A 13,853-nucleotide genomic window follows, 5' to 3' on the forward strand; every position below is an offset into this window, starting at 1 on the left:
CTTTTGTGGAAAAAAACACCAAAAATGTACTCGATAAATATTGTTACTTCTTGGTAGTTTTCGTAAGTTATAAGTTATACATATGTCCCTATAACTTCACTGAATCAAGCATAACAAAAGTCCCTAGGAGAATTTGTTACAGGAATAAATCTTATTTAAACCTTCAAAAAACGATGTTACCAAGTGTGACGGATTTTTAAGCGTCATGTTTGATATAGAGGCTTTTGAATCAACAAATAACTACTAAGAGTTGTCACTAATTTAACCAATATGTTTAGGGAATGCCAGTGGTGGAAACAACTACTTTTAAATGTAGCCAGTTCAGTTATATTCTATACCAGCCTTCCTCTGCCATATCTGGACAAATTAGATTTTCAAGGAGTAGCGCGATTTGTCACCCTTGTCGGATTAATTATTGGGGGTATTTTAGCGGTATTTGACACCTTGATGGATATCCTTGGTGTACCGATATTCACTCGTAGCGCAATTATCATTGGCGGATGGGTTTTGATTACTGGGGGGTTACATTTGGATGGTGCAATGGATACCGCCGATGGCTTGGCAGTTACTGAACCGCAAAAACGACTAGAAGTGATGGCAGATAGTGTGACAGGTGCGTTTGGTGCTATGGCTGCGATCGCCATTCTTTTACTAAAAACAGCTGCCCTGACAGATATTCCCAATCATCGCTGGTTGGTGTTAATTGCTGCTTGTGCATGGGGAAGGTGGGGACAGCTCTGGGCGATCGCCCGTTACCCGTATCTTAAACCCACTGGTAAAGGTGCATTTCACAAACAAGTGATTCAAAATTATAAAGATTGGTTCCCCGGATTATTTCTAGTAATTGGAGCGACTTGTTTGGGGATACTCCTAGGGAAAAATTATTTTCATACGACTATCATCATGCTACTTGCTGGTAGTATGACTAGTTTTCTTGTAGGTGCTTGGTTTACCCACAAACTTGGTGGACATACCGGAGATACTTACGGCGCTGTTGTCGAATGGACAGAAGCTATTTTTTTGTGTGTGATGACTATGATTTTTTAACTAACTTTGGGGGTTGAAATCCCCTTCACAAAACGTAATTACGTTAGCGTAGCTCTCCCGTTAGCGTAGCTCTCCCGTTAGCGTAGCTCTCCCGAAGGGAGCAGGGAGCAGGGAGCAGGGAGCATTACGAATTATTTTAATGGGTGATAGTTTTTGCAGGCAATAGGCGGGCAAAATGCCCGCAATCATTTTCCCATCACCTGTTTCTACTTCATCGGTTGTAGTCTTGTCACCTTCAACTTAAAAGTACCTACTCCCGTTTCACCAAAGGAACGTACACGCACGACATAGGTACCCGTTTTAGTAATGCGGGTAAATAGTAAGGAATTACTACTGCCATCGGGACCATCGTCATTTTCGGCAACTGTGTTACCATCGGGACCGAGGAGGGTGATAATACTATCAAAATTCTCAGAACTCAGGTCGATCGCCAGATTATCGTCCTTATTCAACTGCACTAAATAATCACGGGCATAGCCACCCTGACCTGTGGGAATATCTTTATCAGAAAGATTGTCAGAAATTTCACTTGCCTTGAGAGGAATGGGATTATACAACTTGTTTGCTTGAGCCAAAGCAGCTGTACTCCAACTAATTACCAGGAAAGTTGTCGGAATTAATACAACTTTTTGCCAACCCAGAGCTTTTATCATCATTCCCTACAGTTTTTCTACAAAATAGCGAGTTTTGGTTAATTATAGTTTCCCTAGATAGGGCTTGTCGCAGAATTCTGCCTTTCTTCAGCTTTAGCCGCAGCAGCAACGGTAACCATCCCAGAGATTGCGATACCAGTTTGACGAAAGGTTTGTACAGCAGACTTGGCTGTTGCACCAGTGGTATAAATATCATCAACAAGTATTACAGGAAACTGCGGACGTTGACGAAAATCTTCACCGATCGCAAATGCTTCTGATAGATTTTTTTCTCTCTGTACAAAAGATAATCCGAACTGTGCTTCTGTTGAGCGTACCCTTTTTAAGCCGTTTCGTTTTAATTTTAACCCAGTTATTTCACAGAAACCTTGAGCAATTAATGTTGCTTGATTGAACCCCCGTTGTTTTTCTTTTTCTGGGTACATGGGGATAGGAACCACCAACAGCTGTTTGTTTGCCAAGGGAGAATGTAATAACCAGGATTCACCGAGGTATCTACCCAAAGCATAACCAATTTCCGGGTGATTATCATATTTCATGGTGGCGATCGCCCGTTTTAAAATTCCTCCATATTTTCCCCAGGCAAATAATGGTAAGGAACCATGCCATAAATTATTGGGGTGACTCAGTTGGCATTTATACAACTGCTTAATGCAATTTTCACATATCTCTTGTTTCGTGGGACGCTGACATAATGGACAGGGAGAGTTAAGAAATAATTTTAAAAGCTTTTCAACGGGTTGTTGCCAAAATTGCATAGATTAGGAAATGAGTATACAGATAACAGGGGAAAGCGTCCGTGATGTCACCATTTTGGAGATACAAGAACAACTGGCGATATCGCTGTTTCTAACTGTTGTAACAAATATTTCCTGAATCCCAAATCTCTAACGCCGGGACAACACCCGATAAAATTAGCTATGAATCCTTGGTTCTGGGTGTAAAACAGACAGAATCTCACTTTCCACCGCAGCTAACTCTTCTAAACGCTCCATGAAAACATTTCGCTCAAAGTAAGTATCAGCTAACACCCAGTAAGTACCAAAATGACGCGCTTCTGAAGCCATTAAACTCCGATAGAATTTTCCTAACTCTACCTCTGGGCAATGGATTGCTAAAAGTCCTAAACGTTCGTGACTACGAGCTTCAATTAAACCGCTAATTAATAGAGAATCTAAAAACCTTTCTGGTTCTTTAGTACGAATTTGTGCCTTTAATGCAGCACCATAGGGTGGAGGAGGTAAGGTTCCGAGGGGAATATTTTTCTTTTCTAACCATTGATTTACCTGTTCAAAATGCTCTAATTCTTCACGGGCAATTTTCGTTAATTCTCGCACCATTTTAGTATTAGAAGGATAGCGAAAAATCATATTTAGCGCTGCACTGGCGGCTTTGCGTTCGCACAGGGAATGGTCAAGTAAGATAGTATTTAAATTAGATATTGCCTGCTCCACCCATCCTTCTCCGGTGGGTTGCTTTAGAGCATTAATCGTTGGCAAAATGGAGGAATTCACAAGTAAATATCAATAACTTCACTATGATTTTACCTTGTTTTACCTAGAAAATATTCGGAATAGAGAAGAATACAAATTAAATCACACTATTTAGGACATCCTTGAGCAATATTTTTTATATAGCCAAAGATGCCTAAAAATAAAACAAAACTATAATTGATGATTGTTAGATGTGTGCATCATTAAGTCGTCATTGTTGTTTCTGACAAAGCCGAGGGTAACTCGCTTCATCAACCAATGCAAGACAGTAAGAATTATAAAAGTTGCAGCAATAATAACTAGAGGCTGCTTACCTAAAAGTTCTTCCACTCCCTTGGTGAGGATAGCATCAGGTTGAGTGATAAAATCCCAACTATTGAAGCGTAGAAACCTGCCCCAATAAATACCAATAGCGTTCAGAGCATGGGTTAATAACTCTACCCGTACAATCCATTGACTTTTGCCAATACGGTGTAGATAATAACCCATATTAATGAGAGATATCACATAGGCTTCAAATCCCGCAAAAATTACTATGGCATATACGGGAAATAACACTAAGGTAATCATCCATATGGACTGAATTGTACGAATATCATCAATTAAGTGAATAATATCTGTAAGGAGGTAGGGTGCATTGGGTAAGAAAGCATAGAAGACGGTAAAACCTAACCACCACACCCAAGAGCGTCCCCGTTTTTTCCGGAACAACCAAACACTTAAAACTAAGGGAATAAACGCTAGAAATAAATTCCAGGTCATCCATCTCATATTGATTTGTAAAACCTGGATAACTCTGGAAAATAATTCAATTAGTTCTACTTTCATAAATGTTTCCTAGTGAGATTGACGCAAGATTTTTCAATGCCCTCTGTGATGTCAATTTAGCTACTGATTCAATTGGATGGTTGGGAATTTTATAGATATCGTTTTTGATAAATATAGATGTCAAATATAGATTAAATACAGGGTATCGGTGAGACAAACTTGAAACTAGTACCGCTACGCGGAATTCGTAATTCATAATGCTCCCTTTGGGAGAGCTACGCTAACGTAATTACTTTGCTGCAAGTGTTTCAGAAATTTGGAATAAGTGGTTTATTTTAGCCCTCCTGTACTAGCTTGATATTGGAGAGTTATCTTATCATTGTTTTGAATTGAAATTGTTTACTCAACTTGTACTAGGATAGCGTATCTATAAAGAGAACTTACGCAACAATGATGAGAAAATCAGACTTTGAGATTGCTTACTGACGTCGTACTGACATAAATAGCTTGTATCTGGATAATTCCCACATAATATATGGAACACGAAAGGCAACCCTCCCACCAGGAAAAATCCTGAATGAGATGTTGCCTTGCTCATCACTGTATTAGTAGTTTCAAGCTGGAGTGGTGAAATTCCAGAAAAGTCTGAGAAAAACTAGCGCAGAAGTACCCGACTCTGGGGACCAATTTTTTTGCCACGAACTTTGGGTTTTGTTTGCTCTTTGGGCAGATTAATGGCTGAGGCTAGTATTTTAGGGTCTGTATTAATGTTATCGACATTCACAAATTGACCACTACTAAATTCTACAGTCCCATTCGGAGAAATAATGGGTGAGTTAGAGTTGGAAACAACAGGTGCAGTGGGTTGAATGGGTTGAATGGGTTGGGAAGGCGAAGAAATAGGAGTTGTGGGAGTTGTTGGATTCGTAGGAATGACGGGAGTTGCGGGAGTTGTGGGAGTTGTGGGAGGATTATTTGTGTTGCCTCCAGTGGTTATAGGGGTTGTATTGCTAGGAACAGTAATTTTTAACTTAACCAAAGGGCTATCAGTCATCTTGTAAGATGTGACTGTGGGAGTGCCAGGAATATCTGATTTAAAGTCAAAAACGGTGGGACTTTGTCCACCATTAGGTTTACTGTACCTTGGTCCTTCGCCACGAAGTGCAAAAGTTCCTTGATATTTCAGTCCGGTTTTAGGATCGGTGACAATACCTGTATACAAACCATCGATGGTTAGTTCATCTTGGACAGTACCTCGTAGGTTAACGTCTAGCTTTCCTTGATATTTAAAAGTGCTTAATTTGCCATCAGCAAGTACAGGGGAGTTCAAAATACTATCATAGGAAACTACAGGTATGCCTTTAAAATCGACATAGTAGCTCAAACTACCATCATTATTAGTTTTAAATTTGACGTAATTTGAAGTGTATACGGGGACTCCGTTACGGGAATATGTACCCTTGTCGTCTGTGTCAACCCTTGTAGTACCCTGATTAAAATTTGGATTAAAGCTGGGTAGGGTAATTGTTCCGGACAATGTTCCTGTTGTTTGAATGTTAATATCAGCTAGGGCATGGGATGCTCCTAAGCTCAGAAGTAGTAATGCCAAGCTACTACTTCCCAGGATGGTACGACAGTTGGCAAAAGAGTTTGATGTTAAAGTCATTGAAAAGATTGCCCTAAGGTATTTGCAGATTTAAAAAAAGATATATATCCCCGACTTATAGCAAGTTGCGTTCTGTCGTAGTGGTTTTAGGATAATGAGATTGCTTCCCTTCGGTCGCAATGACAGTATAGAGACTACTACCTCTGACAGCAAATTAGTATTATGTGCTTGTTTGGGGATATTTTCAGTATGAGTTTGCTTACTTTTACACCGATAGGACATTAAAACCGGAAAGTCGCTCGTAACGCACCAACTATCAGAGGATCGTTACTAGCATTATGATCTGGGTTGAATACTACAAATACACCTGGAGTTAAGGAAAGGTTCTCTGTGATTTGGGTGCGATAAAAAAGTTCTACGTGTAAAGAGGTGTCATCTCGTCCACCTTTGGTTCCCCCTTCGGAGAAATTGGGGAAATTAAATCCATTGGGTAAATTACTGGAGGTAATTTTTGGTGGTTGTCCTACCATAATACCGCCGAGGTTGCCGGGACGACCTAAATTGGGTAATGCAGCAAACAGCATCCAATTTGTAGTTTCTACGCTTCCTGAGAGGTTAACTGGATCGGAATGTGTCCAACCACCCCACGCACCTAAATGTAAATTCTCGGTAGCTCGCCAAGCAATGGTAGCACCGATCGCGTGGGTATTCATTTCTGTGGTGGGTGCAAAGGGGGAAATTAACTGAGCATCACCAACACCTGTACCGAGAATACCGTCAGGGGAGTGGGAGAAGAGATAGTGTAAGCCAACATCTAGATTATCAGTGGGTGCAAGGCTGAGTTGAGCGCCTGCGGTGTATCTACCACCAAGGAAACCACCATATCTTTTATCCCCTGGGAAGTTGGGAATTTCTGCACTGTAAACAGCTTGTAAACTGACGCGATCGCTAATTTGCCAGTCTAAACCGACACCACCTGTACCGTTACCAATGGCTAAAATTGGGTTACGTTGTCCAAAGAGGGAAATTGCTCCATCTCCAGAACCTTCAAGGGGATTAATCCCGCGAAATGTGCTGTTTGTATTCACACCTGCTGTACCCACAACAATTCCTAAATTCTCTGTAACTGGGAAGCGGTAGGATAGCTCATTTAGATATAAATCATTTCCGGTATCGGATTCAAAACCTAAACGTCCCATATTAGTAAATACTTGGGATGCAGAAGAACCTAAGTTACCTGCGGATAATCCAGTTAATAATAAATCTTTACCTGTAAAGGAAGTTGCTAAGGTGAGTTGAACACTGTTATTGAAGGTGAGGTTTGTTTCTGCTTTCCTCTCTGGTTTTCCATCTCTAGGAAATAAATCAACATCTGAGGAACTGGTTCCCTGAAGACTAAAAATTGCTTGTCCAACTAGCTTGGTAGTGGTGGTGAATTGGTTAGCTGCTAATTCTGTAGTTTTGGCTTCTAGGGAAGTGACTCGCTGCTGAAATTCTTGTAATTCCTTTTGATATTCTGTTTGCAGACGTTGGAGTGCGGCTAAATCTTCTTGTTTAACGGTGTTATCAGTATTACTAGCTAATATTTCACTCACCCGATCTAAACAAGCTGATAAACCTGCGGCAAACTCATAACGAGTCATGACACGCTTCCCTAAATAATTACCATTGGGATACCCCGCTATGCAGTTATAACGCTCTACTAAGGATTGTAAAGCCCCAAATGCCCAATCGCTGGGTTGGACATCTTGTAGCTGTGAGACTGATGTCACCTGGGACATTCCCTCGTCTGTTTCCAAAAATTCGGGAGCAGTTGGGGGAGTAATAGTTGGCGGTATGGAGTCAGGTATATTTTGATTCTCTACCTGGGGCGATCGCGGGGTATATTCTGGACTGGCTTCTAGCTCCTCTGGTGCTGTCTGTTCTGCCGAGACAGTATCCTGATTTTGGGAAATTTTATCCCTGCTTACTGGCGCTTCTGGCTGATTTTGTAAGGGTTTTTCTGGTAATTCTGGCAAATAGGTCTGTCCTGTGACCAGGACACCCGCCATCAGTAGATTAATATCACTCATTGTATTCTGGTTTACTAAGACACCACTAATTTTCTTGACAGATAAATTTTGGGGTCTCAGGATTTTTTCAGTTAAATAAGTGATAAAAGTTACTGAGTTTGCTGTTGAAATGGGTAGTGATACCAGTACTAACACTACATCTTGGGATATGTCGTGATTGGCAAGTCCCTACTTTTCGACTTTTTGGCTACAGTACTTATTGAGTTGAACTGCAAGGGTATCAGATTTTTTGGCAGCGATCGCCGCAGCTTTTAAAGAATTATCGATTTCATTGCGAGCTTGTTGGATTTTGGATCTACCTGTAGCATTTGCTTCTGCTGCTTTGGTTGTACTGAGAGCTTTCGCGGCTTTGGTAATATGTTGGCTGAGACTACGAAAATTTGTGGCAAAATCACTTTGAAGTCGTTTGAGTTTGGGATCTTGAATATTCAGTTCTTGAATTTTTTTACTAGTTGCTTGTAAATCGTTAGCCAATTGCACACTAGTAGTCACTTGAGAACCTTTATTTTTGTCGAGTAGGATGGTTCCCTGATTCACTGCGGTAATTAACTGTTCACATTGAGACTGCTTGCTGGGATTGCAACTAGCTAGTAATAAGCTAATGCTGAGGCTAACAGTACTAATAGCAAAATATTTACTCCTCACAACCATGAAAACCTTATCAGTGATGAATTCCCAATCATCCTACCGAAAGATTTAGCACTTTTTATGATTATTTCAGATAATTTGCAACTTCTATTAAATTACCATCTGGGTCTCGCAAATATAGGGAAATAATTTCTCCCATAGCTCCAGTACGAATCACTGGACCTGCGATAATCTCCACATTACAGGAAATGAGGTGCTGTTGGACTTGAGACAGGGGAGTAGGGGTAATTAAACAGATATCAATTGCTCCTGGTGTGGGTTGAAGCGCTTTGGGTGTAAATTCCTTGCCGAATTCGTGGAGATTAATTTTTTGCTCTCCTATTTGTAATGCTTGACGAGAATTGGCAAAGGTGATGACTTCTAAACCAAAAGCACGTTGATAAAATTCGCAGGTTTTCTCGATATTGTGAACGGTGAGAACAATGTGGTCTATTTTGCTAATTTTCATACTTGCCCTATTACCAGTCAAGAGGTAAACCCAGGTTTTCGAGGGTATCTGGTTCTTGGAAAATAGACTGTATGTCTCTGTCAATATGGATTTGTCCGTTGGCTAGGATTAAGCCTCGCTGGGTGACTTTTTTTAACCATTGCAAATCATGGGAGGCAATCAGTAGAACCTTGCCCTGCCAGTTTAACAGAACCTGTGCTAAGGTGCGTCGCCAAGCTGGATCTAAACCCGTTGTAGGTTCATCAAGTATCAAAATATCCGGTTCTAGGGACAGAATAGCCGCTAGTGCAGCCAGTCGTTTTTGTCCTCCAGATAATTCATGGGCAGAACGTTGAGCATAGGCTGTTAAACCGAATTCTATCAGTAATTGGCGGGCTTTATCTTGGGCGATCGCTATGGGGGTTCCATAGTTTCGTAAACCAAAGGTGATATCTTCCAAAATGGTGGGCATAAATAGCTGATCGTTGGCATCCTGGAAACCAAAACCGATGGAGCGACGAATTTGAGGTAGGGTTGTTGGTTGAACTGGAATCCCATTAATAATAATTTTCCCACTCTGGGGTTGTTTAATGCCGATGAGGTTTTCCAATAAAGTACTTTTCCCGGAACCAGTTGCTCCCATTAATCCCACGCGATCGCCACAATGAAAATTCACGGAAATTCTCTGTAATACAGGTTTTTGGTTGGGATAAGCATAGATTAAATCCTCTACTTGCACAGCAATTGCAGACACCAGAAAATTACTCCAGAAAATAGGAACTGACTGTCAAACAGAGGGCGATCGCCCAGCATATCCCTAGAATGATTTTTTGCTTACCAGTGAAGGGAGAATCAACAGGCAAATTACCGTCATAACCTCGTACTACCATGGCAGCATATACCCGTTCTGCCCTCGCTAAACTACGCAGATATAAGGTGCCAATCATTGCAGTACTTGTATAACGTAACCAGTTCGCCCTGCCTTGTAAACCTCGTAATTCGGCGCTACGTTGCATCCCTGTGACTTCCGAGAGGAGTATTTCTAGATACTGTCCAGCAAGAAGTAAAGTTTCCTGGAAAGCACGAGGTAAGGGTAAACTTTTCAAGGCGATGCCGAAACTGTGAGGTGATAAGGTTAACAAAAAGCAATTCATAGTTAGCAAACAGGTGAGAGAACGCAAAACTAAAAAAATTGCTCGCTCTCGACCTAGAGGTAATGTCATCAAAGCTAAAAATATCACCTCTGCACTGACAATTCCTAGTAAACGACGGACAGATATTTGCGAAAAGATGATCCAGAATAGTACCCAGCTACTGGCGATCGCTGCATATATTGCCAAGCCATACCAAGCATTTTGTTTGAGTAAAGCTGTTCCCACGACTATGATCAGGGACAGGTGTAACCGCATTACCATTGGATATTTCCCTATACCGACTTGGAGTAGATGCAAAGCTGGTTTTAGAAGTCGTTAAATTGCAATCATTCGTATATTTTACCGACTGCTGCGATTACTCCAATAAATTTGCCAGGGCGATCGCAATTTCTGGAAAAGCAACGGGGGCGATCGCATCTCCACAGTCTAATACCTGCTTAAAGGATACGTGATTTCGCTTTCGTTTTACCTCAAATGGAATTATGACGCGCATCAGGCGATGACTCGAAAACAATTTCTTCGTAGAATTGCTCGATCGGCAAACTTAAACCAATACTTTTAAGCTCCACGCGATCGCCCGATCGATAGCTCAGAATCAACCAATCCCCTACATCATTTCTATGATAAATATCGATCGCACTCTCATCAGAACTTAGCAGCAAGTTTCCGGCTGATTGTAGATTTTCCGGTGCCTCTAATACCAATGAGAACTATATTTCTGCTGCCCATGAATTAGTAATTACTGGGATAAAATGGTTGACAAATGTCTGCAATCATGCTCTGTGTCAACTCTTGGACATTATCCAAAACTACCTTGGCACCAGCTTCTGTCATCATTTCTCTATATTCAGCACTTTGTCCTGGATTCGTTTGTACGTGGGGAGGTAATACACCTACACCAACCCAAATACGACTCGGTGCTAGTTCCTGAGCTTTCACCACCGTGTACATATCGGCAACAGTATCACCAACGTACACAACAGGTAAATTATCAGTATTTGTTTCTAATAATTTTACAACTGTAAATAATCCTGTCGGGTCAGGTTTTCCTGGTGCATCTTCCATTGCCACCAACACTGGAGATTCTAGCCCTAAACGACCCTGTAAAACGTAGCTAGCAGAACCACGAGTCGCACCGCTAAAGAATCCCCAGGGAATTCCTGCTGCTGTTAGCGCTTCGAGGTAACTAGGTTGTAATAACAGTGGTTCAGAACAAATATAACCATTCCAGTTTTGCGGGTCAGTACCTCGGTAGCGAGATTGGAAAAAAGCAACTATTTGCTCGTAGTTTAATTCTACCTGGAGGCGGGATTTTCCTTGCCGCTCCCAATAGCGGTAGAGAAACTCCTGGGAAGCTTCCCAATCGTTATTCCACATCCCCTCAGATTTCAATCCATCAATATCGCTGGGGGTGGGACGATATTCACCGCCTGTGAAATGTTCTACAGTATCAGCTAAGGCGCGACGATAGGAACCACCAACATCTCGAATCACACCATCAATATCAAAAACCACAATCATAGAAACATCCTTGACCAATCGTTTCTCTATGGTACAAGCCCTCGGTATTGCTGTGAGTTCCATCCCAAATCTAAAATCCCCAAACGGTATTTAGTCAGATGGTGAAGTATTGCGTTAAAATAAGCGATCGCAAACTTAGTTAATGTAACCCGGATATTCCCGGAGGTGTGATTGTCCAAGTTCATCTTAAAAATTCTCTGGTTAGATGAGAATGTAGCCTTAGCTGTCGATCAAGTAGTCGGCAAAGGTACTAGTCCTCTAACAAAATACTTTTTTTGGCCCCGTAACGACGCTTGGGAAGAACTAAAAAAAGAACTAGAGTCCAAACACTGGATTACGGAATTAGACAGAGTAGAATTACTCAACAAAGCAACCGAGGTAATTAACTACTGGCAAGAGGAAGGTAAAAACCGTCCTATGGCAGAAGCACAGTTAAAATTTCCTGAAGTTGCCTTCACTGGTAGCGCTTGATATCAGAAAGTCTAAAGTGAAAGAGAGAAGGCAAAGGATAAGAAATCACAAGTTCTTATCTCTAGCCACTTTTTTATACATTCTTTATTCCTGTTGTGTAATACCAATTCTTCGTGAAGTTGCACAGAATAAAACCCCACCCCTTAATCCCCTCCCCGCTAGCGGGGAGGGGAAATTTGAGCGTAAGCAAAAATGGGGGTGGGGTTCTTCTTTCTATGCATCTTCATACAAATTTGGTGTAAGCTGCCATAGCTTAATTGTTTTATCCCTGCTGCCACTAAATACCATATTGGCAACAGGGTGAACCACAATGCTAGAAACTGTGTCTGTATGACCAATACAAGTGGTAATTTCTTGCAGTGTGTCTACATTCCATAACTTAATTGTTGTATCCTGACTACCACTAATTAGAATTTTTCCGTCATCACTAAAAGCTAGACTAAATACAGACCAGGAATGTCCCGTCAGAGTTGCGATTATTTCCCCATCATTGAGGTTCCACAGCTTGATTGTGTTATCTTCGCTACCAGTAGCCAGAATTTTTTGGTTAGGACTGAAAGCAACGCTTAAAACTGCCCAGTTATGACCAATCAAAGATAAAATGGGGCGATCGCGATATTCCTGAAGTAAGTTTTGAGATTCTGGTATTTTCCATAAACTGACAGTTCTATCTAAGCTAGCACTGGCAAGCAAATTTCCGGAGGGAGAAAATGTAATTGCCGTCACTGCTAATTTGTGTCCATTTAAGGTAGTAATCAATTTACCAGTTTCGAGATTCCACAGTTTAATTGTTTTGTCCCAACTGCCACTAGCTAAGATTTTACTATCGGGACTAAAGGCGACTGATTTCACACAGTGGGAATGTCCGAGAAAAGTATAAATCTCTTGATTTGTGTGAATATCCCAGAGTTTGATAGTTTTATCATCGCTAGCGGAAGCTAAATATTTACCATCAGGACTAAATTCCAGAGATTTAACAGCTTGAGAATGTCCCCTGAGTGTATTAATTAACTCCTTTGTCTGGAAATTCCATAATTGAATTGTGGCATCATCATGACCACTAGCCAATATCAGATTATTCTCATTGTTGTTACATAAATTAAAATTAATTGTATTAATACTACTTTTAGTTGGAATAGAATATAAACAATTTATAGTTTGAGATTTGACATAATTCAATTTATATTGGTTAGAAATACCAAGAGCGATCGCCAACTCTTCAACGGACTGAAAACGTGTTTCAATATTATTGTCAATCAGCTTGTCTAAGATATTACTTAATCGGGAACTAACGACTTGAGTTAAGTATTCTCTCCATACCCATGTTTGATTTGCAGTATCATAGAGTTCAAAGGGTGATACGTGGGTTAAGAGGTAAATGCAAGTGATACCTAAACTGTATAAATCGCTAGCAAAAGTCGGGTTGCCTGCGGCAAATTCTGGAGCAATATATCCAGGAGTGGCAAAAATATTTTCTAGGGGTATTTCTTGAGGGATAATTTGTAGATTCCCTAAATCTACCAACATTAAATCTTCCAACTCAAAATTATTTAGACTTGATTTAATAATAATAGTGTTGGGATTAATGTCTCCGTGAATTAAGTTTTGGCTATGAATGAAATATAAAACTGGTATGATTTTTTCTAAAATTTGTAAAATATTGCTTTCATTAAAAACTATTTTATCTGTGAGTAATTGAGTTAAATTTTTCCCATCAATCAACTCACTGACGAGATAAAAATCAGATTCATCATGAAAATTATCCAATAATGAGGGAATCTGGGGATGAATAGCCACATCTTGAATATATTTGACTTTTTGCCAAAAGAAATGCCAGGTATGAGCAGATAAGGAAAATCTTTGAATTACGCAATTAACAGGAGGATTTTGTCCTTTCTTAACAGCAATAAATGTCTGGGAATCTTTCCCTTGACTGATTTGTTGAAGAATCTGGTAACGTTCTTGCACTGTTATTTTGGATAATAGGTAATAC

Annotated in this window: 16 protein-coding genes; 2 read left to right on the top strand and 14 right to left on the bottom strand. The window is 40.5% G+C overall.

Annotated elements, in window-relative coordinates; genetic code table 11:
- Nucleotides 1–270 precede the first annotated feature (270 nt).
- Nucleotides 271–1,047, top strand: coding sequence for an adenosylcobinamide-GDP ribazoletransferase (cobS, locus tag IJ00_RS19600; RefSeq protein WP_035155795.1), 777 nt, complete (start codon nucleotides 271–273; stop codon nucleotides 1,045–1,047).
- Between the two features lie 206 nt (nucleotides 1,048–1,253).
- On the opposite strand, the gene IJ00_RS19605 is transcribed toward cobS, so the two are convergent.
- The 13 genes from IJ00_RS19605 to IJ00_RS19655 all read right to left on the bottom strand — a co-directional run bounded on the left by IJ00_RS19605 (nucleotide 1,254) and on the right by IJ00_RS19655 (nucleotide 11,452).
- The gene (locus tag IJ00_RS19605; RefSeq protein WP_035155796.1) at nucleotides 1,254–1,703 is read right to left on the bottom strand and encodes a PPC domain-containing protein; all 450 of its coding nucleotides are present in this window, start codon (nucleotides 1,701–1,703) and stop codon (nucleotides 1,254–1,256) included.
- A gap of 50 nt (nucleotides 1,704–1,753) precedes the next feature.
- Nucleotides 1,754–2,458: a ComF family protein gene (locus IJ00_RS19610; RefSeq protein ID WP_035155799.1), complete on the bottom strand. Its 705-nt coding sequence runs from the start codon at nucleotides 2,456–2,458 to the stop codon at nucleotides 1,754–1,756.
- A 156-nt stretch (nucleotides 2,459–2,614) separates the two neighbouring features.
- On the bottom strand, nucleotides 2,615–3,214 hold the full coding sequence (locus tag IJ00_RS19615) for a tRNA-(ms[2]io[6]A)-hydroxylase (RefSeq protein WP_035155802.1): 600 nt from the start codon (nucleotides 3,212–3,214) through the stop codon (nucleotides 2,615–2,617).
- 150 nt (nucleotides 3,215–3,364) lie between these two features.
- Nucleotides 3,365–4,021, bottom strand: coding sequence for a DUF1361 domain-containing protein (locus IJ00_RS19620; protein ID WP_035155805.1), 657 nt, complete (start codon nucleotides 4,019–4,021; stop codon nucleotides 3,365–3,367).
- A 595-nt stretch (nucleotides 4,022–4,616) separates the two neighbouring features.
- The gene (locus IJ00_RS19625; protein WP_035155808.1) at nucleotides 4,617–5,627 is read right to left on the bottom strand and encodes a hypothetical protein; all 1,011 of its coding nucleotides are present in this window, start codon (nucleotides 5,625–5,627) and stop codon (nucleotides 4,617–4,619) included.
- Between the two features lie 221 nt (nucleotides 5,628–5,848).
- Nucleotides 5,849–7,618, bottom strand: coding sequence for an iron uptake porin (locus tag IJ00_RS19630; RefSeq protein ID WP_371259615.1), 1,770 nt, complete (start codon nucleotides 7,616–7,618; stop codon nucleotides 5,849–5,851).
- A 189-nt stretch (nucleotides 7,619–7,807) separates the two neighbouring features.
- Complete coding sequence (locus IJ00_RS19635) at nucleotides 7,808–8,290, bottom strand: hypothetical protein (protein ID WP_035155810.1); 483 nt, start codon at nucleotides 8,288–8,290, stop codon at nucleotides 7,808–7,810.
- Between the two features lie 61 nt (nucleotides 8,291–8,351).
- Complete coding sequence (locus IJ00_RS19640) at nucleotides 8,352–8,735, bottom strand: VOC family protein (protein WP_035155813.1); 384 nt, start codon at nucleotides 8,733–8,735, stop codon at nucleotides 8,352–8,354.
- Nucleotides 8,736–8,745: 10 nt separating this feature from the next.
- Nucleotides 8,746–9,468, bottom strand: coding sequence for an energy-coupling factor ABC transporter ATP-binding protein (locus IJ00_RS19645; RefSeq protein WP_035155817.1), 723 nt, complete (start codon nucleotides 9,466–9,468; stop codon nucleotides 8,746–8,748).
- A 7-nt stretch (nucleotides 9,469–9,475) separates the two neighbouring features.
- Nucleotides 9,476–10,129: an energy-coupling factor transporter transmembrane protein EcfT gene (locus IJ00_RS19650; RefSeq protein ID WP_371259616.1), complete on the bottom strand. Its 654-nt coding sequence runs from the start codon at nucleotides 10,127–10,129 to the stop codon at nucleotides 9,476–9,478.
- A 94-nt stretch (nucleotides 10,130–10,223) separates the two neighbouring features.
- The gene (locus tag IJ00_RS29195) at nucleotides 10,224–10,361 is read right to left on the bottom strand and encodes a hypothetical protein (protein ID WP_168163509.1); all 138 of its coding nucleotides are present in this window, start codon (nucleotides 10,359–10,361) and stop codon (nucleotides 10,224–10,226) included.
- Nucleotides 10,339–10,572: a hypothetical protein gene (locus IJ00_RS27870; RefSeq protein WP_201782638.1), complete on the bottom strand. Its 234-nt coding sequence runs from the start codon at nucleotides 10,570–10,572 to the stop codon at nucleotides 10,339–10,341. Before IJ00_RS27870 ends, IJ00_RS29195 begins: the two co-directional genes overlap by 23 nt.
- Nucleotides 10,573–10,600: 28 nt before the next feature.
- A complete protein-coding gene (locus IJ00_RS19655) occupies nucleotides 10,601–11,452 on the bottom strand; it encodes a TIGR01548 family HAD-type hydrolase (protein WP_046814869.1) in 852 nt (283 codons plus the stop codon).
- A 108-nt stretch (nucleotides 11,453–11,560) separates the two neighbouring features.
- Here IJ00_RS19655 and IJ00_RS19660 point away from each other — a divergent pair, with 108 nt between their 5' ends.
- Nucleotides 11,561–11,860, top strand: coding sequence for a 30S ribosomal protein PSRP-3 (locus IJ00_RS19660; RefSeq protein ID WP_035155819.1), 300 nt, complete (start codon nucleotides 11,561–11,563; stop codon nucleotides 11,858–11,860).
- Nucleotides 11,861–12,073: 213 nt separating this feature from the next.
- Here IJ00_RS19660 and IJ00_RS19665 read toward each other — a convergent pair whose 3' ends face one another.
- Nucleotides 12,074–13,828: a WD40 repeat domain-containing serine/threonine-protein kinase gene (locus IJ00_RS19665; RefSeq protein ID WP_238178367.1), complete on the bottom strand. Its 1,755-nt coding sequence runs from the start codon at nucleotides 13,826–13,828 to the stop codon at nucleotides 12,074–12,076.
- Between the last annotated feature and the right edge of the window lie 25 nt (nucleotides 13,829–13,853).

It is taken from the genome of Calothrix sp. 336/3, from assembly GCF_000734895.2.
Taxonomy (GTDB): domain Bacteria; phylum Cyanobacteriota; class Cyanobacteriia; order Cyanobacteriales; family Nostocaceae; genus 336-3.

What these genes read in the sequence shown, in the direction of transcription:
- cobS (WP_035155795.1), top strand. Translation starts at nt 271, where the DNA reads ATGTTTAGGGAATGCCAGTGGTGGAAACAACTACTTTTAAATGTAGCC.
- IJ00_RS19605 (WP_035155796.1), bottom strand. Translation starts at nt 1,703, where the DNA reads ATGATGATAAAAGCTCTGGGTTGGCAAAAAGTTGTATTAATTCCGACA.
- IJ00_RS19610 (WP_035155799.1), bottom strand. Translation starts at nt 2,458, where the DNA reads ATGCAATTTTGGCAACAACCCGTTGAAAAGCTTTTAAAATTATTTCTT.
- IJ00_RS19620 (WP_035155805.1), bottom strand. Translation starts at nt 4,021, where the DNA reads ATGAAAGTAGAACTAATTGAATTATTTTCCAGAGTTATCCAGGTTTTA.
- IJ00_RS19625 (WP_035155808.1), bottom strand. Translation starts at nt 5,627, where the DNA reads ATGACTTTAACATCAAACTCTTTTGCCAACTGTCGTACCATCCTGGGA.
- IJ00_RS19630 (WP_371259615.1), bottom strand. Translation starts at nt 7,618, where the DNA reads ATGGCGGGTGTCCTGGTCACAGGACAGACCTATTTGCCAGAATTACCA.
- IJ00_RS19635 (WP_035155810.1), bottom strand. Translation starts at nt 8,290, where the DNA reads ATGGTTGTGAGGAGTAAATATTTTGCTATTAGTACTGTTAGCCTCAGC.
- IJ00_RS19640 (WP_035155813.1), bottom strand. Translation starts at nt 8,735, where the DNA reads ATGAAAATTAGCAAAATAGACCACATTGTTCTCACCGTTCACAATATC.
- IJ00_RS19650 (WP_371259616.1), bottom strand. Translation starts at nt 10,129, where the DNA reads ATGGTAATGCGGTTACACCTGTCCCTGATCATAGTCGTGGGAACAGCT.
- IJ00_RS29195 (WP_168163509.1), bottom strand. Translation starts at nt 10,361, where the DNA reads ATGCGCGTCATAATTCCATTTGAGGTAAAACGAAAGCGAAATCACGTA.
- IJ00_RS19655 (WP_046814869.1), bottom strand. Translation starts at nt 11,452, where the DNA reads ATGGAACTCACAGCAATACCGAGGGCTTGTACCATAGAGAAACGATTG.